19 protein-coding genes and 1 riboswitch are annotated in these 23144 nt (G+C 41.8%); of the genes, 9 read left to right on the forward strand and 10 right to left on the reverse strand.

What is annotated here, in order from left to right; genetic code table 11:
- The first annotated feature begins 10 nt into the window (after positions 1 to 10).
- Positions 11 to 1339, forward strand: a complete 1329-nt coding sequence (locus J3P43_RS17745) for an HTTM domain-containing protein (RefSeq protein WP_255904945.1) — start codon at positions 11 to 13, stop codon at positions 1337 to 1339.
- On the forward strand, positions 1320 to 3728 hold the full coding sequence (locus tag J3P43_RS17750; RefSeq protein WP_255904947.1) for a TonB-dependent receptor: 2409 nt from the start codon (positions 1320 to 1322) through the stop codon (positions 3726 to 3728). Before J3P43_RS17745 ends, J3P43_RS17750 begins: the two co-directional genes overlap by 20 nt.
- Here the strand turns inward: J3P43_RS17750 and J3P43_RS17755 are convergent.
- The 3 genes from J3P43_RS17755 to mqnE are packed head-to-tail and all read right to left on the reverse strand — an operon-like array spanning position 3718 to position 6268.
- Positions 3718 to 4452, reverse strand: a complete 735-nt coding sequence (locus J3P43_RS17755) for a menaquinone biosynthetic enzyme MqnA/MqnD family protein (RefSeq protein WP_255904949.1) — start codon at positions 4450 to 4452, stop codon at positions 3718 to 3720. The genes J3P43_RS17750 and J3P43_RS17755 overlap by 11 nt on opposite strands.
- Positions 4439 to 5068 carry a histidine phosphatase family protein gene (locus J3P43_RS17760; RefSeq protein ID WP_255904951.1) on the reverse strand — a complete coding sequence of 210 codons (630 nt, stop codon included), beginning with the start codon at positions 5066 to 5068 and terminating at the stop codon, positions 4439 to 4441. Before J3P43_RS17760 ends, J3P43_RS17755 begins: the two co-directional genes overlap by 14 nt.
- A gap of 6 nt (positions 5069 to 5074) precedes the next feature.
- Entirely contained in the window at positions 5075 to 6268 is a 1194-nt protein-coding gene (gene mqnE, locus J3P43_RS17765) for an aminofutalosine synthase MqnE (RefSeq protein WP_255904953.1), read from the reverse strand.
- A 121-nt stretch (positions 6269 to 6389) separates the two neighbouring features.
- On the opposite strand from mqnE, the gene J3P43_RS17770 reads away from it, so the two are divergent.
- Both J3P43_RS17770 and J3P43_RS17775 read left to right on the forward strand, forming a co-directional pair.
- A complete protein-coding gene (locus J3P43_RS17770) occupies positions 6390 to 7505 on the forward strand; it encodes a trans-sulfuration enzyme family protein (RefSeq protein ID WP_255904955.1) in 1116 nt (371 codons plus the stop codon).
- A gap of 94 nt (positions 7506 to 7599) precedes the next feature.
- A riboswitch (SAM riboswitch) is annotated at positions 7600 to 7713 on the forward strand.
- A 173-nt stretch (positions 7714 to 7886) separates the two neighbouring features.
- Complete coding sequence (locus J3P43_RS17775) at positions 7887 to 8945, forward strand: homoserine O-acetyltransferase family protein (RefSeq protein ID WP_255904957.1); 1059 nt, start codon at positions 7887 to 7889, stop codon at positions 8943 to 8945.
- A gap of 37 nt (positions 8946 to 8982) precedes the next feature.
- On the opposite strand, the gene J3P43_RS17780 is transcribed toward J3P43_RS17775, so the two are convergent.
- From J3P43_RS17780 to J3P43_RS17790, 3 genes are read right to left on the reverse strand one after another with little or no spacing between them, the layout of a single operon-like run.
- A complete protein-coding gene (locus J3P43_RS17780; protein ID WP_255904959.1) occupies positions 8983 to 10323 on the reverse strand; it encodes a dihydrolipoamide acetyltransferase family protein in 1341 nt (446 codons plus the stop codon).
- Between the two features lie 41 nt (positions 10324 to 10364).
- Positions 10365 to 11612 carry a competence/damage-inducible protein A gene (locus J3P43_RS17785; protein WP_255905112.1) on the reverse strand — a complete coding sequence of 416 codons (1248 nt, stop codon included), beginning with the start codon at positions 11610 to 11612 and terminating at the stop codon, positions 10365 to 10367.
- Positions 11612 to 14233, reverse strand: a complete 2622-nt coding sequence (locus J3P43_RS17790; RefSeq protein WP_255904961.1) for a putative LPS assembly protein LptD — start codon at positions 14231 to 14233, stop codon at positions 11612 to 11614. The genes J3P43_RS17785 and J3P43_RS17790 overlap by 1 nt, the downstream gene beginning before the upstream one ends.
- An 8-nt stretch (positions 14234 to 14241) precedes the next feature.
- Here J3P43_RS17790 and J3P43_RS17795 point away from each other — a divergent pair, with 8 nt between their 5' ends.
- The 3 genes from J3P43_RS17795 to J3P43_RS17805 all read left to right on the forward strand — a co-directional run bounded on the left by J3P43_RS17795 (position 14242) and on the right by J3P43_RS17805 (position 16986).
- Entirely contained in the window at positions 14242 to 15093 is an 852-nt protein-coding gene (locus tag J3P43_RS17795; protein WP_379126260.1) for an N-acetylmuramoyl-L-alanine amidase family protein, read from the forward strand.
- Between the two features lie 99 nt (positions 15094 to 15192).
- The gene (locus J3P43_RS17800) at positions 15193 to 15948 is read left to right on the forward strand and encodes an N-acetylmuramoyl-L-alanine amidase family protein (RefSeq protein WP_255905114.1); all 756 of its coding nucleotides are present in this window, start codon (positions 15193 to 15195) and stop codon (positions 15946 to 15948) included.
- Between the two features lie 93 nt (positions 15949 to 16041).
- Positions 16042 to 16986 carry an MlaD family protein gene (locus J3P43_RS17805; RefSeq protein ID WP_255904965.1) on the forward strand — a complete coding sequence of 315 codons (945 nt, stop codon included), beginning with the start codon at positions 16042 to 16044 and terminating at the stop codon, positions 16984 to 16986.
- A gap of 3 nt (positions 16987 to 16989) precedes the next feature.
- Here the strand turns inward: J3P43_RS17805 and J3P43_RS17810 are convergent, their stop codons facing one another.
- The 4 genes from J3P43_RS17810 to J3P43_RS17825 all read right to left on the reverse strand — a co-directional run bounded on the left by J3P43_RS17810 (position 16990) and on the right by J3P43_RS17825 (position 20346).
- Complete coding sequence (locus J3P43_RS17810) at positions 16990 to 17901, reverse strand: ribonuclease Z (protein ID WP_255904967.1); 912 nt, start codon at positions 17899 to 17901, stop codon at positions 16990 to 16992.
- Between the two features lie 16 nt (positions 17902 to 17917).
- Positions 17918 to 18295: an STAS domain-containing protein gene (locus J3P43_RS17815; RefSeq protein ID WP_255904969.1), complete on the reverse strand. Its 378-nt coding sequence runs from the start codon at positions 18293 to 18295 to the stop codon at positions 17918 to 17920.
- A 49-nt stretch (positions 18296 to 18344) separates the two neighbouring features.
- A complete protein-coding gene (locus J3P43_RS17820; protein WP_255904971.1) occupies positions 18345 to 19292 on the reverse strand; it encodes a phosphoribosylaminoimidazolesuccinocarboxamide synthase in 948 nt (315 codons plus the stop codon).
- A 94-nt stretch (positions 19293 to 19386) separates the two neighbouring features.
- Positions 19387 to 20346 (reverse strand): PhoH family protein, encoded by a 960-nt coding sequence (locus J3P43_RS17825; RefSeq protein WP_255904973.1) that lies wholly within the window; start codon positions 20344 to 20346, stop codon positions 19387 to 19389.
- A 100-nt stretch (positions 20347 to 20446) separates the two neighbouring features.
- Between J3P43_RS17825 and J3P43_RS17830 the strand changes: the two genes are divergently transcribed.
- Entirely contained in the window at positions 20447 to 21223 is a 777-nt protein-coding gene (locus J3P43_RS17830) for an SAM hydrolase/SAM-dependent halogenase family protein (protein ID WP_255904975.1), read from the forward strand.
- 90 nt (positions 21224 to 21313) lie between these two features.
- The gene (locus J3P43_RS17835; RefSeq protein ID WP_255904977.1) at positions 21314 to 23137 is read left to right on the forward strand and encodes an ABC transporter ATP-binding protein; all 1824 of its coding nucleotides are present in this window, start codon (positions 21314 to 21316) and stop codon (positions 23135 to 23137) included.
- Positions 23138 to 23144: the final 7 nt, after the last annotated feature.

Here is a 23144-nt window from a genome sequence, read left to right on the forward strand (position 1 = left end):
AATTTATCCATTGAAAAAATACCTGGAACAACCGGTTCACATTGCGCCCCTTGCATTATTCAGGATAATGTTTGGGGCGGTGATGTTTATAAGTGTTTTACGATTCTGGTTAATGGGATGGATAGCTGAGCTTTATATTAACCCGTCTTTCCATTTTACTTTCTATGGCTTTGAGTTTATAAGGCCCCTTGGCATCTACACATACCTCATTTTTTTGATATGTGCCCTGTCGGCTTTGGGTTTGATGCTCGGATTGAAGTACAGAATCTCTGCTATCCTGTTCTTTCTCAGTTTTAGCTACATCGAGTTGATGGATAAAGCTTATTATCTTAATCATTATTATTTTATCGCGATTGTTGGTTTCCTGTTAATCTGGCTACCTGCCGGAAATTTTTGCTCACTTGATACGCGTTTTAACTATACCAAAACCTATACTCATGTTCCCCGCTGGTGTGTCGGCTCCATCCGGTTTATGTTGTGCCTTGTTTATTTTTATGCGGGATTGGCAAAACTTAACACCGATTGGCTTGTACATGCCCTTCCGTTGAAAATATGGCTGCCTTCTAAATACGACCTGCCTTTAATCGGCGGTCTGGTGGACGAGATCTGGATGGCTTACCTGTTTAGTTGGTTTGGAGCGCTCTATGATCTTACTATTTGGATTTTCCTGCTGTATAAGAAGACTCGAAAGTTCGCCTTTCCGGTGGTGATTATTTTTCATGTTTGCACCAGTATTTTCTTTCCAGCGATCGGCATGTTTCCATACATCATGATCATTGGTTCGTTAATCTTCTTTGACGAAAAAATGGCTTTGAATCTTTTAAAATGGTTCGATAAGAAGAAGGAGACTCAATCAATCCTGCTGGAAAAGAAGTTGGCCACGCTATCCTATATATTGATTCCTTTCTTTCTTTTCCAGGTGCTGTTTCCTTTAAGGTTTCTTTTATATCCTGGTAAGTTGTTCTGGACTGAACAGGGATACCGGTTTTCCTGGAGGGTGATGTTGATGGAAAAAGCAGGAATTGCCACGTTTACCGTAAAAGATCTGAAGTCATCACAGCAAAGAATAATAAATAACGGAAACTACTTAAATGCTACCCAGGAGAAGCAAATGTCGTTCCAGCCAGACATGATAGTGCAGTTCGCTAATTTCCTGGGAAATGAATTTAAAAAGCAAGGTTTTCAAGAGCCTGCAGTTTTTGTGGAATGTTATGCCACACTAAACGCCAGGTCAAATCAATTACTTATAGATCCGAAGGTAGATCTTTACGGAAAAGAAGATGGGTTCAAGCATAAAGGGTGGATTACACAGTTTAACCATGAAATTAAAGGATTTTAACTACATACTAATTTTAATTTTTGCTTTATCAGCGGATAGCTTGCGGGCGCAGAATATTGCCGGCCGCGTTGTGGATCTGTCGGGCCCCGTAGTCGGGGTTAAAGTTTCTTTATCCGACAGAAATCTCTCTACTGTTACAGATTCAACGGGTCGCTTCAGTGTTGGTACAAGCATTACAGCAGGCCAAAAACTACGTTTCAGCAAAGAAAGCTATCGCGATACCACAATAGAAATCCAGAATCCCACATACTTTATCGAGGTCGAACTGACAAGTCTTTCTCAGGTACTTAGCACGGTAACTATTAAAGATCCTGTTAAGGCACGTAATTTTGGGTATTTAAGAGCCGTAGAAGGAACCGCGATCTATGCCGGCAAGAAAAGCGAGGTGATTCGTATGGAAAATGTGATAGCCAACCTCTCGACGAATAATGCCCGCGAGATTTATGCTAAAGTGGCGGGTCTGAATATCTGGGAAAGTGAAGGCGGCTTGCAGTTAAACATCGGCGGCCGGGGACTAAACCCCAACCGGGCAGCTAATTTTAACGTGCGCCAAAACGGCCACGATATTAGTCCGGATGCTCTGGGATATCCCGAAAGCTATTACACTCCTCCTGTTGAAGCGGTAAAATCAATCGAAATTATCCGCGGAGCGTCTTCTCTGCAATATGGAACGCAGTTTGGCGGGCTAATTAACTTTGTGATGAAGAAGCCTGTAAAAGATAAAAAGTTCGAATTTGTGAGCAGGGAAAGTATTGCGTCTTATGGCTTATTCAATACATTCAACAGTATCTCCGGAACCAATAAAAAGTTCGGATATTACGCTTTCGTCAATTATAAAAAAGCCGAGGGATGGCGCCCAAATTCGAAATATAATAATGTGTCGACCTATTTTCATCTCGATTATGCTTTTAATCCCAAATCATCCATTGCCTTCGAGCATACCTATCTTAACTATTTATCTCAGCAGGCAGGCGGCTTAAGCGACAGGATGTTTAACGAAGACCCGACGCAATCCAATCGTGAAAGAAACTGGTTCGGAATAGACTGGAACCTGTTTAATTTAACGTATGACCAGAAGGTCGGTGCTAGCGGAAAATTCAACGTAAGGGCTTTCGGACTGCTGGCTTCAAGAAAGGCGCTTGGCTTTTTGAATTATAGGGTCGAAGTCGAGGACGGCACCCCTACCGAAAAAGAGAATCGCGAACTGATAATCGGTGAGTTCAATACTATTGGCATGGAAGCCCGTCACCTTCAACCTTATCGGTTATTCGGCTTAAATGCCACCGGACTAATAGGTGCAAGAACATATAAAGTAGCGAACACCGGAAAACAGGGAATTGCCAATAATGGCTATTCGGCTGATTTTGAATTTATAGAAAGCGCCGAGAACTTAAAGTCAGACTATAAATATCCAAACTTCAATCAGTCGTTCTTTTTCGAGAATATTGTTTATCTGAAAGACAATCTCACACTAACTCCGGGTATTCGGTATGAGTATATCAATACACGCTCCGACGGTTACTTCCGTGATGTAAGAAAAGACCTTGCTGAAAATATTATTTTGAATGAGGTGATCCCAAGCACTTTAGGCCGCGTAAGGTCATTTGTCATTGCCGGACTAGGTTTGGAGTATAAGCATGCAAATGGAACAAGCTTTTATTCCAACTTAAGTCAGAATTTTCGTGCTATTACGTTCAGTGATATTCATGTTACCAGCCCCTCTTTTGAAACAGACTTAGATATTGCCGACGAAAAAGGCTTTAGCTGGGATGCTGGAATAAGAAATCAAACTAATCGCTGGTTTAGGTTTGATATAAGCGCTTTTCTTTTAAATTATGGAAACCGTATCGGGGAGCTTTTAATCAAGAAAGAGGAGGATTCCCGGCTCATAAGTACGCGTACCAATATTGGAAAGGCTCTGATTTACGGATTAGAGACATTTACCACTTATGATTTGATTAAGAAAGATGAACTTGAGTTAAATGTCTTTTCAAATCTTACCTTAGTTAAATCAGAATATATTAAAAGTAATGTGGGCGTGCAAGGCAAGGAAGTAGAATTCGTTCCTTTATTAAATTTTAAAGGTGGCCTGGAAGCTCAATGGAAAACTCTTAGAAGCAGGTTGCAGGCTACGTATTTGTCCAGGCAGTTTACCGATGCATCAAACGACTCGAATGGAGGCGCTTCCGCAGTCACGGGTCTGATCCCTGCCTTTCATGTTTTTGATTTTGGCTTGTCAAAACAATGGAAATATCTTAAACTGGAAACAGGTGTGAACAATTTCACCAACCAATATTATTTCACCAGAAGAGCTACCGGATATCCCGGCCCGGGAATAATCCCATCATCCAACCGAAGCTTTTACCTAAGCCTGCAGTTTAAGTACTAATGGCATAGATCTGCTTTAAATACGACAAGAACAGATCAATTGCTTCTTTTTTGTCAGCAGTTAAGGCATAATCAATTTTATGCAGAAGATAATCTTCCAAATCTATGTCCGGATTTGGAGGCAGTGCTTTAAGTAATTCAGGCCGGTGTTCAAGGCCGTAGCTTAAAGCTTCGTTAAACCTGGTGATAAAAGAGGGTTCAAGTTCCCGGTTCGAAGCCCAAACAGCAAAGGCGAATGGCAACCCGGTGAACGACTTCCATGCTTCGGCCAGATCATATGCAAATGGTACTTTTTCTGCCTTTCCAAAAGTCCTGTCGCCAATTTCAACATAGGCATCTGTATCCGGTGAATCGGAAAACACTACATCAACTTTCCAAAACTCTCTAAGCAGAATTCTGGCCAAAGCGTTTGATGTTCTCGACTGAAGATCGAGCCTCACTGTTTTTACTTCGCCAATAGGTTTTGTACTAAAAATAAATACTGAATTAACCGCGCCGTTTGCACCGATACAAAAGTCGGATAGTATTTTATACCCGGGAATATTTAACAATGCTGCAACCGGGACTAATCCGATATCTGCCTTGTTATCAATTAGTTTACGGGCGCAATCTGATGGGATATCTAATGTTAGGTCGATCTCGTCCATTATGCCCGAGTGCTCAAGTCCGTAAACAAAGGGCTTTGTATTAGTGTATGATACGGCGGAAACTCTAATCCTGCTCACAAAAATATTTTAAGTGGTCTGTATTATGAAAATCAATGATATTAAAAGTACTTCCATCAAAATGAAGCTTATAAAGAGTGGTATTTTGATGCGGGAAGGTATCCATTTCGCAAATAGACCTGTTGGTTAGAAGACATAGAAAAAGACGCATTGCCCGGCCATGCATACATATCAGTATATTTTTGGCGGTATTCTCAGCAATAAGTTTCTCCAGAACTTCGAGCTGTCTTTCTTTCACTTCTAAGGGACTCTCCCCTGCCTCGAATTTTAAATGAAGATCGCCCTTTGTCCAGCCAGCCATCATGTTTTCAAAGGCCGTCCGCATTTCTTCGGTACTTTCCTTCCCTTCGTAAATCCCCCATGCCAGTTCATCTAATCCTGCGTACTGTGTCCATGGAATCCCGTCATCAATAAACTGCTTTACAGTTTGATGCGTCCGTTTTAATGTGGAGGTATAGATTTTATCGAAAGGGACATGTTTATAAGCTTTATAAAATGCTTCGGCTTGCTTCCAACCGGTTTCATTAAGTTCGGTGTCCATGCCTCTGCCCTGTACCACTCCCCTTTTATTCAAGTCTGTTTCGCCATGACGAATCAGATAAATAGTCTTCTCCAATATCGATTAATTTATTACAGGTAATTTATAGAACTGAGGTTTGGCAACCTCCTCGAAAACAAAATCTTTATAGTCGGTAATCTCACGATAAAGAGTGTCGCGCTCAATGGGGTGGCGTCCAATATTCTTAATCAGATCGACGAGCTCTTTAGTACTCATCGCTGGATTTTGCTCTTCAGCGCCTGCCATCGAGTAAATTTTTGTAGTATCGTCAAGCGTCCCATCGATATCATCCACACCAAAATTCAGCGAAAGCTGAGCCGTTTCGCGGCTAATCATCGCCCAGTATGCTTTGATGTGGTCGAAGTTGTCTAAATAGATCCTCGAAATAGCATAGTTTCTCAAATCTTCAATCACCGAAACTTCCGGAACATGAGACATCTGGTTATCCTGGTTACGAAATTTAAGCGGGATAAAGGTTTGGAAACCAGCGGTTCTGTCCTGCAACTCCCGCAGTCGTTCCATATGGTCTACGCGATGCCAGAATTGCTCGATATGACCATATAACATGGTGGCATTAGAACGCTGTCCAAGTTTGTGCCATTCTTCATGGATCTGTAACCACTGTTCTGCGTTACATTTATCTTTAGCGATTTGTTCCCTGATTTCAGGATGAAAGATCTCTGCGCCGCCCCCGGGAATTGAATCTAAACCAGCATCTTTCATCAATTTCATCCCGGTAGGATAATCTATTTTTGCCTTTTTAAATATGTAATGATACTCAACCGGTGTTAATGCTTTAATATGAAGTTCTGGTCTATGCTGACGGATCTTTTTAAACAGTTCGGAATAAAACGCTACATCATATTGTGGTAATACCCCGCCTACAATATGTACTTCTGTTACCGGCTGTCCATCGTATTTTTTTACCATGTCGAACATTTCATCCATGGTATACTCCCAGCCTTCTTCTTTCTGCTTTATTAACCTGGAATACGAGCAGAACTTACAATCATAAACACAAAGATTTGTGGGTTCAATATGAAAATTCCGGTTGAAATAGGTGCGGTCTCCGTGCTTCTTCTCACGGATATAATTTGCCAGAACTCCGAGGTATCCTAATTCCCCATTTTCGTATAGTATAACTCCTTCATCAAAGCTTATTCGCTGATGGTTTGATACCTTTAAAGCAATATCTTTAAGTTCCTGAGAGAGATTTTTGTCGGATATTAAGGTGTGGAGTTTGTGTTCAGAATCCATTAAAACAAAAATACGATAATGCCACAAATTGTACTATCATATTGTTGTAACAATAGCTTTTATTCCATTATGACTGGTTTATTTTGAATAGAAATCTAATATTTGCTGAAAGCCTCAGAAGATGAAAATTGAAACGATTGCAATTCATGCCGGCAACCATACCGACCCTTCAACGCGGGCTGTAGTTCAGCCCATCACATTGTCGACTACTTTTGAACGCGGAGAAGACGGAGAATTTCCCGGAGGCTTTAGTTATACGCGGGCGGCAAACCCTAACCGGAAATCGCTGGAAAACGTTATGGCACAATTAGAAGGCGGTGTGGATGCCTGCGCTTTCTCTTCGGGCAACGCCGCCGGTGCGGCTGTGTTTCAATCGCTGAAGCCGGGAAGTCATATTGTCGCCCCCGATGATATGTATCATGGATTAAAAAATCTTATCAATAGTGTTTATAAGGATATTCTTACGGCAGACTATTTAGATTTATCTGATTTGAAAGCTGTTGAATCGGCTATCAAACCGGATACTAAACTGATTTGGATAGAGACACCTTCTAATCCTCTGTTAAAAGTCACGGATATAGCGGGAATCTGCAAAATCGCTCATGAGAGAGGCATTATCGTTTGTTGTGATAATACATTCGCCACACCAGTTTTTCAGCAACCACTTACTTTGGGGGCCGATCTGGTTATGCATGCCACTACAAAGTATTTAGGCGGACACAGCGATGTATTAGGAGGTGTGCTGATTACTAAGAACAACGACGGATTCTGGGAGCGCATCCGGTCTGTTCAAACTCTTTCTGGCGCTGTGCCGGCACCTTTTGATTGCTATATGGCCGTCCGGGGAATTAAGACACTGCCGTATCGTATGCGCGGACATTCGGCAAATGCGGGAAAAATAGCCCGGTACCTTGAGTCGCATCCACGGGTTGAAGCTGTTTTTTATCCCGGTCTTGAAAATCATCCTTTGCACCATATCGCTAAAACACAAATGAGTGATTTTGGTGGGATGCTATCATTCACAATCAGAGGGAGTTCTGACGAAACCAGAGAGATTTCAAACAAACTCAAGCTTTTCACCAGGGCCACCAGTCTGGGGGGCGTAGAAAGTTTGATTGAACACCGGGCGTCTGTAGAAGGTCCGGATACCAAAACTCCCAAAAACCTTTTGCGTATTTCTGTGGGCCTGGAATATATAGACGATTTGATAGCAGATTTAGAACAGGCGCTAAAATAATTCTCCCTTAATTTTTGGTGAATAGTGCTTTAGAACGTATATTTGACGCAATTTGGTACATTACCAATCTGTCAACACCCCTCAACAAGGTTTTGATTTATAAAGAAGCGGTGAGAGAACAGGCTCCAGGACCCGCTGACAACCTAACCGGTATTCGCCGGAAAAGGTGCCAAATCCTGCTCCCGGAAACACCGGGAAAATATAAATTATGTAAAACCATGAACAAAGAAAAGACGAGGTCTCAGTTTCTTCCATTAAATTTTATTAGTTCCGGCATGCATTCTTGTGGATCGTTTATCGCAAAAAATGCAGGATTTTAATCACAACAGAACTAATTATTATTAATGGTGCTGAAGATAACACTTCGTCATTCCCACCCAAATGAGCATACAAATATTTACCCACACTAATACCTTTAAATTCGAGAGCGGTGCCGAGCTTCAAAGTTTGGAAATAGCCTATCAGACTTTCGGGAGCATTAACGAAAAGCAAGATAATGTGGTGTGGGTGTGTCATGCCCTTACGGGAAATTCGGATGTGTTTGATTGGTGGCAAGGGTTGTTTGGGGAAGATGACCTGTTTAATCCCAAAGATCATTTTATCGTCTGCGCGAATATCCTGGGTTCAAGTTATGGTACTACGTGTCCCCTAAGTTTCAACCCGGAGACCCAACAAGGATACTACCGCTCTTTCCCGCAATTTACCGTGAAAGACATGGTGGAGGTTCAGAAGTTATTGGCAGATCATCTGGGTATCTCTGAGATCGGTTTGCTTATTGGCGGCTCTCTTGGCGGCCAACAGGCTGTTGAGTGGGCGATTAGCGAACCCCTTAGAATAAAAAGATTGATTATAATTGCTACAAATGCAGTCCATTCTCCCTGGGGTGTTGCCTTTAATGAAAGTCAGCGTCTGGCTATTGCCGCTGACCCTACTTATTTTGATGATACACCAGACGGCGGAAAAGATGGCTTGAAGGCCGCACGAAGTATAGCTCTTTTGTCGTACCGTAATTACGAAACGTACGCTAATTCGCAAATGGAAGATGGCAACGAAAAGTGGGATAATTTTAAAGCATCCTCCTATCAAAACTACCAGGGCGATAAACTAGTAAAGCGCTTTAATGCTTACAGCTACTGGTATTTGAGTAAAGCAATGGATAGCCATAATGTAGGCAGGCACAGGTCTTCCATTGTTGAGGCATTAAGGGAAATTCAGGCTCAGACATTAGTGGTGGGTATCAGTTCAGATATTCTCTTCCCTCCTTCCGAGCAACGTTTTCTGGCCGAAAAAATCCCCGGAGCTTCATATCTGGAAATAGATTCTTATTATGGGCACGATGGTTTTTTAATCGAAACAGGTATTCTCACGTATGAAATAATGAAGTTTCTGAAAAATACGGCGGCAGAGGGTGCGCTGATACATTTACATCGAACCGTTTGATAACCTAACTACGATTAGAACAAACGTTCTGGGGCGACTATATTTCGGTATTAATGTCCCAGGCTTCCAGATAATCGCTTATCCTTTTCAAAAACATTCCTCCCAGAGCGCCATCTATTATCCGGTGATCATAAGATAAAGATAAATACATTTTGTGTCGGATACCGACCATGTCGCCTTGTTCTGTCTCAATCACTGCAGGTTTCTTTTGAATTGCACCTATCGCCAGGATTGCAACCTGTGGCTGGTTAATAATGGGCGTTCCCATAATGTTGCCAAACGAGCCGATGTTGGTAACAGTAAAGGTGCCGTCTTTAATCTCATCGGGTTGCAGTTGGTTGCTCTTAGAGCGATTTGCGAGATCGTTTACTGCTTTGGTTAGGCCAATCAGATTTAACTGATCTGCTTTTCTGATTACCGGAACAATCAGGTTACCCGATGGCAACGCGGCCGCCAGACCAATATTCACGTCCGCTTTTTTAATGATCTGAGTCCCGTTTAACGAGCTGTTTATTAGTGGGAAGTCTCTTATTGCCTTAGCTACAGCTTCAATAAAAATTGGAGTATAGGTGATTTTTTCGCCTACTTTCTTCTCAAATAAAGACTTATTTTTTTCGCGCCATCTCACAATATTGGTTACATCCGATTCAACAAAGGACGTAACATGTGGCGCTGTTTGAACACTCATCATCATATGCTCGGCTATAAGCTTACGCATCCGATCCATTTCTATAATTTCATCGGTACCAGAGTGGCCAAAGGTTGGTGACGTATAGATTTGTTTGGCTGATTGTTCTGCTTTCGAAAATCCGGAAGAGGCTGTTTTATAGCCCGAGGGATTCCTGCCGGATATATAATCAAGAAGATCCTGTTTGGTAACCCTTCCCTCCGCTCCGGTTCCCGGAATTGTATCCAGTTCTTCGTCAGATATGTTTTCTTCCGCAGCAATGCTTTTTACGAGCGGGGAATAAAATCTTCCGGATGAAATGATTGTTTCTGTTTCAGGTTTTACTTCATCAGGCTGCTCTGTCACAGTGCTGATTCCTGGAATATCTTCGGGTGTTGCGGGCTCAGTAGCTAGTTCTTCGTTCGTTGTAGCATCCGCGATTGCGGGTATCGCTTCTGCCGAGACAGATTCTGACGTCTCGATTAAACAGATCACATCACCAATCTGAGCAGTGTCGTTTTCCTGATATAAGTATTTGATAAGTGTTCCCGAAACAGGTGACGGCACTTCAGAATCCACTTTATCCGTCGCAATCTCTACAATTGCTTCATCTTCCTTTACCTGTTCTCCGGGTTGCTTTAACCATTTTATGATGGTGGCTTCAGCAACGCTTTCGCCCATTTTAGGAAGGATCAATTCAAATTGAGGCATATTTTATAACAAGCAAAGGCAAAAATAAACCTTTTTAGCAGTTAACAATGGTCTTCCCGTAGTATGTGGAAAAGTAATATTAAAGCGTTGATAGCAGATCTTTCTATATTTTGCGCGCGTTTGCTTCCGAACTGAAATTTTTTACTAACCAGGCGTTTCTGCCCTGCAACTGCAACCCACACAGTTCCAACGGGTTTGTCGGCGGTGCCCCCGCCGGGTCCGGCAATTCCGCTAATCGCGATAGCGTATTGTGAGTTAAATTTATTCAGCGAGCCGCAAGCCATCTCCTTTACCGTCTCCTCGCTTACGGCGCCAAACTGATCGATGGTGTCTGGAGCAACTCCCAGAACCTTTATCTTCAGATCATTGGAGTACGTTACCCCACCACCAAGGAAAACCGAACTTGAGCCAGCATGCTGAGTCAGAAGGTGCGAAAGATAGCCACCTGTACAGCTTTCTGCCACCGAAAGTGTTAAGCCTCTTTCTTCCATAAAGTCTAGAATAGCTTTCTCAAGTGGTTTGTCTTCGGTAGCAACCACATACTTGTCGAGCATTCGCACAATTTTATCCACATAATGGTTTATTTCGGTTTGCAGTTCTGCTTCATTACCTCCGTAGGCGCTCAGACGAAGCCGCACCTGGCCAAGCTTAGGTAAATAGGCAAGTTTTATGTGCGATGGTAATGAATCTTCAATGGAGGATATAGTTTCGGCAAGAAATGACTCGCCAAGCCCCGCCGTCAAAATAGTCTGATGGACAATTGCGTCAAGCTGGTGCTGGGTTTTCAGTCTCGGCAATACTTCTTCTTCCATCAGATACATCATTTCAAACGGAACGCCTGGTAACGAGACATAAGTAACCTCCTGATGATTGAACCACATACCTGGAGCAGTACCGTTTGCATTCAGGAGAACAGTACAGTTTTCCGGAACATCCGCCTGTCGGATATTTGCCTCAAGCAATGGTCTTTTAAAACGTTCGAAAATCCGGGATACATTCGCCAGAGTAGCTTCATCCCTTTTAAAACCTACATTAAAATATTCGGCGAGTGTGGTTTTGGTAATGTCGTCTTTAGTCGGACCCAGGCCTCCTGTCATAATCACTATTTCGGCACGGCTGGAGGCGGCGTTTAAAGCTTCAAGAATATGTGCACGATCATCAGATACCGAAGTAATTTGCTTGACGCGGATGCCGCATTCATTTAGCTTTTGCGCTATCCAGGCCGAGTTGCTGTCAACAATCTGCCCAATCAGTATTTCGTCGCCTATAGTTATTATTTCGGTTAAAATCATCGATAGTAAATACCACTGTTGCTGGCGCTTCTGCGACTCAGCTTTAAATCCTGAAGTATGGAGGCCCTGACTCGTAAGTCAACACTGTAACTCTTATATAAACCAAAAGGAACCCAGTTAAATGCCAGATCCCAGCAATGGAGATCGCGGTTAATGGCAAAGGAGGTAGTAGTGAAATCGTTTGCTTTAAAATCCCAACCCGAAGAGTAGCTTACCTTCCATTTAGGTGTTACGCTAAAATCACCAGTGAAATTTAAGTTGTTGGTAACATTTCTGATGACGCCGTTATTAGAAAAGAAGAAACTATAGGAAGCGTTGAGGTTCCATGGAATACTAAAATCCACGAAGCCATTAGGATTTCGGAGTATTTCAGAAATATCCTCCCGTTGCTGTTGCGTAGTGTTCGGATTATTTTGTTGCTCTGTTAGGTTGTCTTGCCGCCTTTTAAAGGCTGCAGGATTAAGGTTAAAGCCTGTTGAAAATGAAAAACTCGAAAGTCGTGCCAATCTGCCCTCTTGAAACAAGAAACCAATCCTTCTAGATCCGTCGGTATCTAATCGGTACGGGTCAAGAACTCCCTGGAAAGAGATTGCTAGTTTTTGTTTAAAGAAAGCCGTTCGGCCACCGAATGAAATAGTGGATAGTCGATTAAGTTCTTCGGCTTCAAAATCATAGTTACCACTAAAAGTCAGTCCCTGAATAATGGGCTTCTTCTCAAATTTAGATGAAGTGTCGCTTTTGGATTTGACCTTAGCTTCGATATTATTTTCGAAAGAGAAGTTGATGTTTGCAGAACGTCCCGACCCAGGCCCGCCGCCTATTGCACGTTCATAGATTGAATAACGAGTATCTCTGAGAACTGTATCAGCATCTGCCGGGACATCTATATTTCGCCAGAAGCCAAACCTGTCCGAACTAAAATCGGGACGATAGGAGAAACTAAAGTTGGGCGTCATTACGTGCCTTATAGCTACTAAATTGCCTTTCCTGAAGTTTTTGGTGCCATATAATTTGGTGCTAAATCCGGTATTCAACGAATAATCATAATTTCTGGCGAAGCCTGATACTGTGTCTACTAAGACCTTTTTCAAATCTGTGTCATATCGCTTCCTTATCGTCTGTAGTGTCCAGCGTTCCCCGTAACTCACACCCGAACTAAATTGAAAATATTTAGCCACATTAAACGACATACTAATAGGAACGCTATGCTGAATTCCGTTTCTGAAGCGCTTTAAGGTCTCTTTTTTAAAAACCGAATCCTCGTGTGCATCCGAAATTGAATTAGATCCCTGCATGCTGTAGCCTACAGATATACGCTCGTACCATTTCGGATTTGCAGAACCGCTTTTGCTTTCAAATGGATTGATAGTAGTCATACCCAGATTGAAGGTTGGCAGGTCCAGCGAAAGCCTTTGTTTTTGCAGGTCCTGGCTATGCCGTAAAGATGTGCTAAAATTAAACAGGTTATTGGCAAACGTCCTCTGATAATTTATACCTGATGATACGCTGCTGTTGGTAGCCTGTTCAATTCTGTCGCCGGCAACCCTGGTATTTTGAAAATAGGAACTGGTACCAATATTTACGTTGGCAGAGAAACTCGTTCCCGGATTAGCTTCAGCGCTTTGAGAATGGGTCCATTGAATATTAAAGTCTTTCCTTGGTTTAGCGTTCACGGTCCCTTCTATACTATTAGGATCTCTGTTTGATGCATAGCTCAGGTTTAATCCCCCGCTGTATTTGTAGTTTTTACGGTATCTGGCTTGTAAACTTGTCTCGTAGGATAATTTAGAATAAAGGGTTCCCCGCACCTCTGCATCCCAATAGTCATTGATACCGAAATACCACCCAAGTCCCCGCATAAAAAAGCCTCTGGTGCCATCCTCACCAAATGTGGGGAAAAGCAGACCGGATGCACGTTTATTCGTTTTTGGAAAAAATCCAAAAGGTATTGCTGCCGGTAAAGGCACATGTTCAATCACCAGATAAGCAGGACCGCTTATTACCTGTTTTTCGGTTACAATTCCGCGGGTAATGTGAATTCCGAAATGCGTATGCGGCTCGGGTAAACTACAGGTACTATAAATGCCATTTTTGAAAAAGCCCTCATTGTACTCATTCTTTTTAAACTGGTTGGCTTGTATAAATCCACCGTCTACTTCGGTTAAGGTGCCAAAAGATTTACCCCGTTTGGTGTCGAAATTGAAGACCAGCGAGTCCGATGTTACAGGCGGTTCAGAGCCCTGTTTCAAGATCGGACGTCCTTTATAAACAGAATATTTGTTTCTTTGTCCGCTGGCAAATAGAAGTTTGTTTTTTTGATCGAGGCGGATATAGCTCGAAGAAAGTTCCATTTCTTCATGCGATACTCTGGCATTGCCATATAAGTAAACTATATTGCCGTCGATGCTGAACTTTATCGAATCGTCGGCAGTGTATTTAACTTCCGAACTTAATCCGGAAGATGAGGTAGAATTTTTTGATAAAGTATCCGTTATAGGGGTAATGAGTTGCGAAGTATCCGTTTTTGGCGGAGTACTTTGAGAGAAAATATCAAAGTTTGAAAACAGCAGCAGAATCAAAAACAGGGTTCTCACAAAAAACTTCTTGATAAATTTCAAATTTGATGATGAATATTATTTTTGCAATGATAAAAGACTGGCCGAAATTAATGAAAATTAACCCATCGAGAGTATTGCTTATAGGTTTTTTACCTTTTTTAACATCTCTGCTGTTTTTATCTTTTACTAATAACTCCGCCAGGCCCGCTTATCGTATAAAGACTATTGTAATTGATGCGGGTCACGGAGGAAAGGCGGGGGGAGCCTCCGGAAAATATTCATCAGAAAAAAAGGTAACCTTACAGGTTGCTCTTCGTTTAGGAAAAGCAATAACACAAAGTTTTCCGGATGTAAAGGTTTTATATACCCGAACTTCGGATGTTTTTGTTGAAAATGCCAGTAGAACAAACCTGGCTAACCGAGCGAAAGCAGACTTATTTATTTCCATACATTGTAATTCAATGCCAACATCTAAGGCAAACAGAACGAGTATTAAGGGAGTAGAAAGTTTTGTTGCCGGCTTTGGCAGGATAGATGAACAGGATGTGGCCATCAGAGAAAATGCCGATATTCTATTGGAGAAAGATTATAAAAGTAAATATGGAGGTTATGATCCAAAAGATCCTGAAAGTATGATCATATTTTCGTTGATGAAAAATCAGTTCAGAGATCAAAGTATCCGTTTGGCAACATTATTACAGAACGAATACGTTGGATCAGGCAGAGTTGACCGCGGGGTTAAGGAACAGAATATACTCGTTCTTCAGCGTGCGGGTATGCCTGCAGTTCTCACCGAAATAGGGTTTATAAGCAATCCTGAAGAGGAACGATATATGAATTCAGTGCAAGGTCAGGAAGAGATTGTAGAGGATATTGTAAGTGCTGTCCGTAATTATAAAAAGCAAGTAGAGATCGATTAGAAAAAGTTTTCGAGCAAAATGAATAAAATTAAAACAAGTGCAAAAACTGGTTTGGTAAAGACACTCACCTCAAGTTTCTGGTTATTATTATTGCTTCCTATGTTGTCGTTTACGGGAAAATCGGAAGTTCCTGCTCCGGCACCTTACAGAATTAAAACTATCGTTGTTGATGCCGGACATGGAGGCCATGATGGAAGCACACGCGGGTTAATCGCACGTGAAAAAGACCTGGCATTACAGGTTTCGCTCAAATTAGGGAAAGCGATTGAAGAAAGTATGCCGGATGTAAAAGTTATTTATACCCGCACGGAAGACGTTTTCATCCCGCTTTATGAACGCATTGGAGTGGCAAACCGGGCTAAGGCAGATTTATTTATTTCCATTCATTGCAATTCGATGCCTGCAAGTACAAAAAATAGGAGTTCGGTGCGTGGCACTGAGACTTTTGTGTCGGGATTTAACCGCTTAGGGCAACAGGATGCTGCGTTACGTGAAAATGCCTCGTTATTATTGGAAAAGGATTATAAAGATAATTATGATGGCTTTGACCCAAATGATCCGGAAAGTATAATTATCTTTTCTTTGATGAAGAACCAGTTCAGAGATCAGAGTATTAAGCTTGCAAGCTTGATGCAGAACGAATACGTGGCTACCGGCAGAATTGACCGCGGAGTAAAAGAACAAAGTCTTGCTGTGCTGGCAAAGGCTGGTATGCCAGCTGTGCTCACAGAAATAGGCTTTGTAAGCTGCCCTCAGGAGGAAGAATACATGGTATCGGATTATGGTCAAACCGAAATAGTAAGTTGTTTGTTAAAAGCAATTCAAACATATAAGAAACAAGTAGAAATACAATAGTATCTTTACAAGCTAAATGATTGCTTTGAACTATCACGGATTGTTAACAAATAAAGCCTTCGTGATAATTCCTGCGTACAACAACCATAATTGATGAAAATTACTAATGAGACCAAAGTCGGCATTCTTGCTGCAGTAGCAATTACAATATTAGTTCTGGGATATAGTTTTTTAAAAGGAAATAATGTTTTCTCGAGCGAGAACGAGTTTTATGCCCGTTACAACAGCGTTGAAGGATTAACCGTATCGAAACCTGTCTTGGTGAATGGTTATCAGATTGGCCGGGTAGCCGCCCTGGAACTACAGCCCAACGGCACTATACTGGCCCAACTTAAAATCAGTCCCGATTATCAGATCCCAAAAAATACCATAGCCCGCTTGGAAAGCACCGACCTTCTTGGCAGCAAAGCAATCGTATTTGAACTGGGATCCAGCCAGGTTTACGCAGAAGACGGCGATACGCTCAGAGCAAATTCCGAAAAGAATTTAATGGAACAGGTTCAGCCTATACAAAAGAAGGCCGAACTAATTATTGGCCGATTAGATTCGGTACTTACATCTGTAAATAACACCATAAGTCCCGAGTTTCAGCAAAACTTCAATAAGAGCTTCGCTAGTATTGCCAGAACTCTGGAAACACTCGAAGGAACCAGCAAAAGAGTCGACAATCTGGTTGGCATGGAAAGCACCAGAATCTCAGCAATAATGGCCAATCTCGAGTCGGTTTCATCAAACTTTAAAAACAATAATGCTCGTATAAATGCAGTAATGACAAATCTCGAAAAAGTTTCTGATCAGTTTGCCAGGGCGAATTTTGAGAATACTATAAAGAATGCAGACAAAGCTGTTGCCGACTTGCAGGCAGCCGTTAACAAAGTAAATAGCGGACAGGGTACGCTTGGTCAGTTAATTAACGATGAACGGCTTTATAATAATCTTAACAATGCATCGGCAAACCTCGACAAGCTGATGATTGATCTGAAAGCCAATCCTAAAAGATACGTTAGCTTCTCGGTTTTCGGTGGAAGAAAAGAGTAGGATCTAAATTTCGAAAGTTTGTCCTTCTATCGCCAGTTTTGCGTTTGCAAAAAGAGTTTTGCACTCTTCAAGCAGAGGCTCAAGTTCACGGTAGCGAGCAGAAAAATGGCCTAATAACAACTGATTTACTTCTGCCTTAATAGCGATTTCCGCAGCTTGTAACGAAGTAGTATGATATGTTTCCTGCGCCCTCGAGAGCATGTCGTGCATAAATGTAGCCTCATGATAAAGGGTATTCACTCCTTTGATCGCATCCAGATATCCCCAGCTGCAGAGAGTATCCGAACAGTATGCGTAGCTGCGCGGTTCGGGCGCCTCTACGGTGAGTTCATCGGCTGAATAAGTCCGTCCTTTTTTATCGGTAAAGCTGCCTCCCCTTTTCAATTCAGGAATTAAATCTATGGGGATTTTCAGCTCATCAAACTTCTCTTTAATAATCTTTCGTCCGCGTTTCTTTTCCGAAAACTTAAAACCGGTGCAGGGTATCCGGTGATCCAATACAAATGTTTCTACTATCACATCGTTGCTTTCGAGAATTTTCTCGATATGAGTAGTTTGAGTGGACTTAAATACTATTGGATATCTAAGTTGGGTTTGTGAGTACTTGAATTGAATGTCAAGGATTTCCATCAGCTCGGGCGGACCGTAAAGATACATAGGCCGGGTTCTGCCATTGAGGTGCAGTGATGACAATAAGCCAACCAGACCTAAATAATGATCGCCATGGAGGTGACTGATAAAAATATGTTCTATTTTTTGTGTTTTAATCCCATTGCGAAGCAATTGAACCTGCGTACCTTCTCCACAGTCAATCAAAAAATGACGTTCATTAATATTAAGAAGCTGGGAACTTGGATTTCGGTTATAAATTGGGGTTGCAGAGCTGCTGCCTAAAATAGTTACATCAAACCTCATGCATATAAGTCAGCAATTATCTGGCCTCTTTTTTTAATTCTTTTTCAATTTCTTCCATGAAGATCAGGTCGATTGCCTCTTCGACAGTTGGGACAATTGAAAGGACATTCTCCAATTGCGATATGGTTACCAGGCGTTGAATGTTTTCGTTTAAACCGGTAATGATAAAACTACCTTCTGAATTTTTGCAAAGCCTGTGCCCCACAAGCAAACTGCTCAGGCCCGATGAATCGGAATACTTAACCGCCGAAAGATCAAGAATTATATTTCGTAACCCCTCTGTGTTGATAAGAATAAATTCTGATTTAAGCTGCGGTGAAATAAGGCTGTTTAATTTCGATTCGTTCAGCTTTATTAAAACGTACTTCTCGTGTTTGTCTATTGAGAACTTCATATCACTCTTCCTGTAAGTAAATCCTTGATTACAATAATAAAAAATATTTTCAATTTAAACGACTCAAACTGTCGCTGATGTTTTTTTCTACCCGCTGGTAAATTTCGGGGGAATCGCTCTTGATAAACAACTCACCGGTTATATGTTCATATAGTTCAATGTACCTATTCGAAATGGAATTTACAAGCTCTTTGTTCATTTCAGGAATTGTTTGTCCTTCTTTTCCCTGGAACCCGTTTTCCATTAACCATTTACGCACGAATTCTTTCGAAAGCTGGCGTTGTGGCTCGCCCTTCGCCTGATGTTCTTCATATCCTTCTTTATAAAAATAGCGCGATGAATCAGGTGTATGGATTTCGTCTATCAGGTAGATTTTACCTTCGGCTTTACCAAATTCATATTTGGTATCCACGAGGATAAGTCCGCGTTCGGCGGCCAGTTCAGTTCCTCTTTGGTACAATAAACGAGTGTATTCTTCCAGTAATGTATAATCCTCTTCGGAAACGATACCTTTTTTCAGAATCTCTTCTCTTGAAATATCTTCATCGTGTCCAACCGAAGCCTTGGTAGTTGGGGTAATGATTGGTTCGGGTAATTTATCGTTTTCTTTTAGTCCTTCAGGAAGTTTAACACCGCAAACTTCTCGTCTGCCAGCCTGGTATTCCCGCCATGCATGTCCGGCCAAATAACCTCTTATCACCATTTCAACTTTGAAAGGCTCACAAATTTTCCCTATAGTAACTGATGGGTCCGGTACGTCGATTACCCAGTTTGGAACAATATCCTGTGTCGCACTTAAAAACTTTGCAGCAATCTGATTAAGTACCTGCCCCTTAAATGGAATCGGCTCGGGTAAAACTACGTCGAATGCCGAAATCCGGTCTGAAACCACCATCACAAGGAGTTTATCATCGATGGTATATACATCGCGTACCTTTCCTTTGTAAAAATTAGTCTGACCCGGGAATTGAAAGTGCGTTTCTTTTATTGCTGACATGAAGAAATTAGTGCTTATATGAAATTAAACATTAAGGCAAAATTAGGCTTTTAACCCTAATGCTCCATATAGAATCATATTAATCTTTTTGGTTTTATTGAATATCTCCGTACGCTTTCAAGATTTGTTTAACGAGCTTATGTCGCACCACATCATCTCCGTTAAGGTAAATGATATCGATCCCTTTAATGTCGGTTAGTATTCTTAAGGCGGTTTGAAGTCCGGATTGCTGTTTTTTAGGTAAATCTATCTGAGTAACATCGCCCGTTACAATAAACTTTGCACTGGGTCCCATCCTCGTAAGAAACATCTTAATCTGCATGTCGGTGGTATTCTGAGCCTCATCCAGAATCACAAAACAGTTGTCGAGGGTCCGGCCACGCATAAACGCTAAAGGAGCAACCTCAATAGTGCGGTTTTCCAGGTATACTTTTAACTTTTCGGGTGGGATCATATCATCCAAAGCGTCGTAAAGCGGACGTAAATATGGATCAATCTTTTCCTTCAAGTCGCCCGGAAGAAAACCCAGGTTTTCGCCGGCTTCAACTGCAGGCCTTGTTAATATAATTCGTTTTATCTCCTTGTTTTTCAAGGCTCTGACAGCCAGAGCCACAGCGGTGTAAGTCTTGCCAGTCCCTGCCGGACCGATCGCGAACAGAATGTCGTTCTTGTTAATTCCGTCAACCATTCTGCGCTGGTTGGCTGTTCGCGCTTTTACCACAATACCGTTATGCCCAAATACGATCGCCTCGCTTCCGGCGCCTGAGTTCTGGGGCGAAGCCGACTCAGTTTCTATGGTTATTTTTGCATCAAGCAAACGTTCTAATTCGTTCGTGCTGAGGTTCTGAAATTTTTCTACGTGCTGAATGATTTTTGAGAATCGCGAATTGAAAGTGGCAATCTCCGCCTCGTCTCCCAACACCTTAACTTCGTTGCCGCGTGCAACAATCTTAATTTTAGGGAACTGCCTTTTTATTACTTCAAAATATTCGTTATTCGAACCCCAAAGTGTAACGGGATTGATGTTCTCAAGGTCTATTTTTAGTTCGTTCAAGTTACGGTTTTTTTAGTTTCCTGATTTTTTGTGCAATTAAAATTCAATATTTGCAGGTTGTAAGCCTCTCGCAAGGTTAATAATAAATATTCACATTTTAATGGCTATAATCACTTTAACAACCGATTTGGGTTACAAAGATTTTTATCAGGCTGCTCTTAAAGGAAGCATTCTGAGTATCAGGCCAACGGTGAATATTATTGACATTACACACAACATCTCTGCTTTCAACATTCCGCAGGCAGCTTTCGTTTTAAAAAATGCGTTCCCCTATTTTCCGTCGGGCACGGTGCACCTTATCGGGATAGATTCGGTGTTTAACGAAAACACCAAATACCTTGCTGTAAAGTACAAAGGACATTTTTTTGTGGGCTCTGATAACGGAATCTTTTCGTTAATGTTTGACGAGAAGCCGGATGAGATTGTAGAGCTGAATATTATGCAGGATTTAAAGTTCCTTCATTTCCCTTTAACGGACATTTTCGCGAAGGCATCAACTCACCTCGCCGAGGGTGGAAAAATGGAGGATATAGGGATCCCGCTTGCTGAACTTGAAGAGAAAGTGAATTTACAGCCGGTGATTGAGCATAATGTAATTAAAGGGAGCGTGATTTATATCGACTCTTTTCAAAACGTGATCACGAATATTTCTAAAGATTTGTTCTCCAGAATTCAGCAGAACAGGGATTTTGTATTATACTTCCGGAAAAATGAATCGATATCCACATTAAGCTGGCATTATAATGAAGTTCCTGAAGGCGAGAAACTCTGTTTGTTTGGGATAAGTAATTACCTCGAAATTGCTATAAACAAAGGAAACGCCAGTGGTTTGCTGGGTTTGCATTTAGGCGATATTGTGCGCGTTGAATTCAGTTAATTGACGTTGCAGTGATTTTCTTAGAACTTTAAAAGCAAAGAAAACAGTAATTTTGTGCGCCTTTATGGGTGCTTTTTATTTTAATAGTTAATGGCGAGAAACAGATTTAATAGCGGAACAGCACCTGAACAAGAACTTCCTAAAGCCAAAATTAATAAAGAGTCTTTACAGCGGATTTCGGGTTTGGTTAATTATTTAAAGCCTTATAAGTGGAAGTTTATCATCGGGTTAATCTTTCTTTTCTTATCCAGCTTAACGGGCCTTGCCTTCCCTATTCTCTTGGGCGCCATGATAGATGCGGCCCAGGGCAATCAAAAATATTCCTTTATTCCTGCCAGCATTAACCTGATCGGCATTGTTGCTTTCGTGATCTTGTTCTTGCAGTCGTTTGTTTCTTTTTTCAGGATAAAATTATTTGTGGAAGTTGCCGAGAAATCGCTGGCGGATATCCGTAGAGATACTTACTTCAAATTGATCACCCTCCCGATGGATTTCTTTTCGAACCGCAGGGTTGGTGAACTTAACAGCAGGCTTTCGTCTGATCTGTCTCAGATCCAGGATACACTTACTACTACCCTGGCTGAAATGTTAAGACAAATTGTGATCTTGATTGGCGGTGTTGCATTTTTATTTTTTATCTCGGTTAAGCTTACTGTACTTAATCTGAGCATTCTTCCGGTATTAGTGGTTGTTGCAATTTTTCTGGGGAAGCTGATACGGAAAGTGTCGCGCCAGGCTCAGGACAAGCTTGCTGAATCGAATACTGTAGTAGAAGAAACCTTGCAAGGGATTAGCAGCGTTAAGGCTTTTGTAAATGAGGCTTACGAGGCAAACCGGTACAATCTTAGTTTAAGAGAAGTAGTAAAAATCGCCTTAAGGGGAGCTACTTACAGAGGTGGCTTTGCTTCGTTTATCATCTTTTGCTTGTTCGGTACTATTGTAGGAGTAATCTGGTACGGTTCCATCCTTGTTTCGCAGGGTGAATTGTATGTAGGAAGCATGACCACCTATATTTTGTATGCCATGTTTGTGGGTGCTGCAATGGGTACCTTTCCCGAATTATACGCTAACGTGCAGAAGGCAATAGGCGCGAGTGAGCGTGTCATGGAGATCCTGAACGAGAAAAACGAAGCGATATCAATTGTTGCTTCCGAAAATCAAACCAAAAAGATTATAACAGGGGAACTGGCCTTTAAAGATGTAGTTTTTGCATACCCATCCCGTAAGGAGATTACGGTGTTGAAGGGACTGTCGTTCGAAGCCCGTGCAGGTGAAAAAGTAGCGATTGTTGGACCCAGTGGAGCGGGTAAATCTACGATTGCTTCATTAATACTTCGTTTTTATGAAGCACAGGAAGGTGAATTGCTTTTTGATGGCAAACCCGCCGGCGAGTACGCTCTAACCGACATCAGAAATCAGGTTGCTATTGTTCCACAGGATGTCATTCTTTTCGGAGGAACCATAAAGGAAAATATTGGATATGGGAAAATTGGCGCGAGCGACGAAGAAATTATCGCAGCAGCTGAAAAAGCCAACGCTCATAACTTTGTTACAGCCTTGCCCGAAGGGTATGATACTTTGGTTGGCGAACGCGGGATTAAACTTTCCGGGGGACAACGCCAGCGAATTGCTATTGCGAGAGCTTTATTAAAAGATCCGGCTATTTTAATTCTCGATGAGGCGACCTCATCGTTAGATTCGGAGTCGGAGCGACTGGTACAGGAAGCATTAGAGATTCTGATGAGAGACCGGACGTCAATCATTATTGCCCATCGCTTGTCAACTATTCGAGAAGCAGATAAAATCGTAGTTCTTGAGAAGGGAATGGTTATCGAAAGTGGCACTCATGATGAGCTTCTTAAAAATGAAGAAGGCTTATACCGTTATCTTAGCCAATTGCAATTTGAAGCATAGTCTGTTT

The sequence above is a fragment of the Paradesertivirga mongoliensis genome, from assembly GCF_024436395.1.
Classification (GTDB): Bacteria; Bacteroidota; Bacteroidia; order Sphingobacteriales; family Sphingobacteriaceae; genus Paradesertivirga; species Paradesertivirga mongoliensis.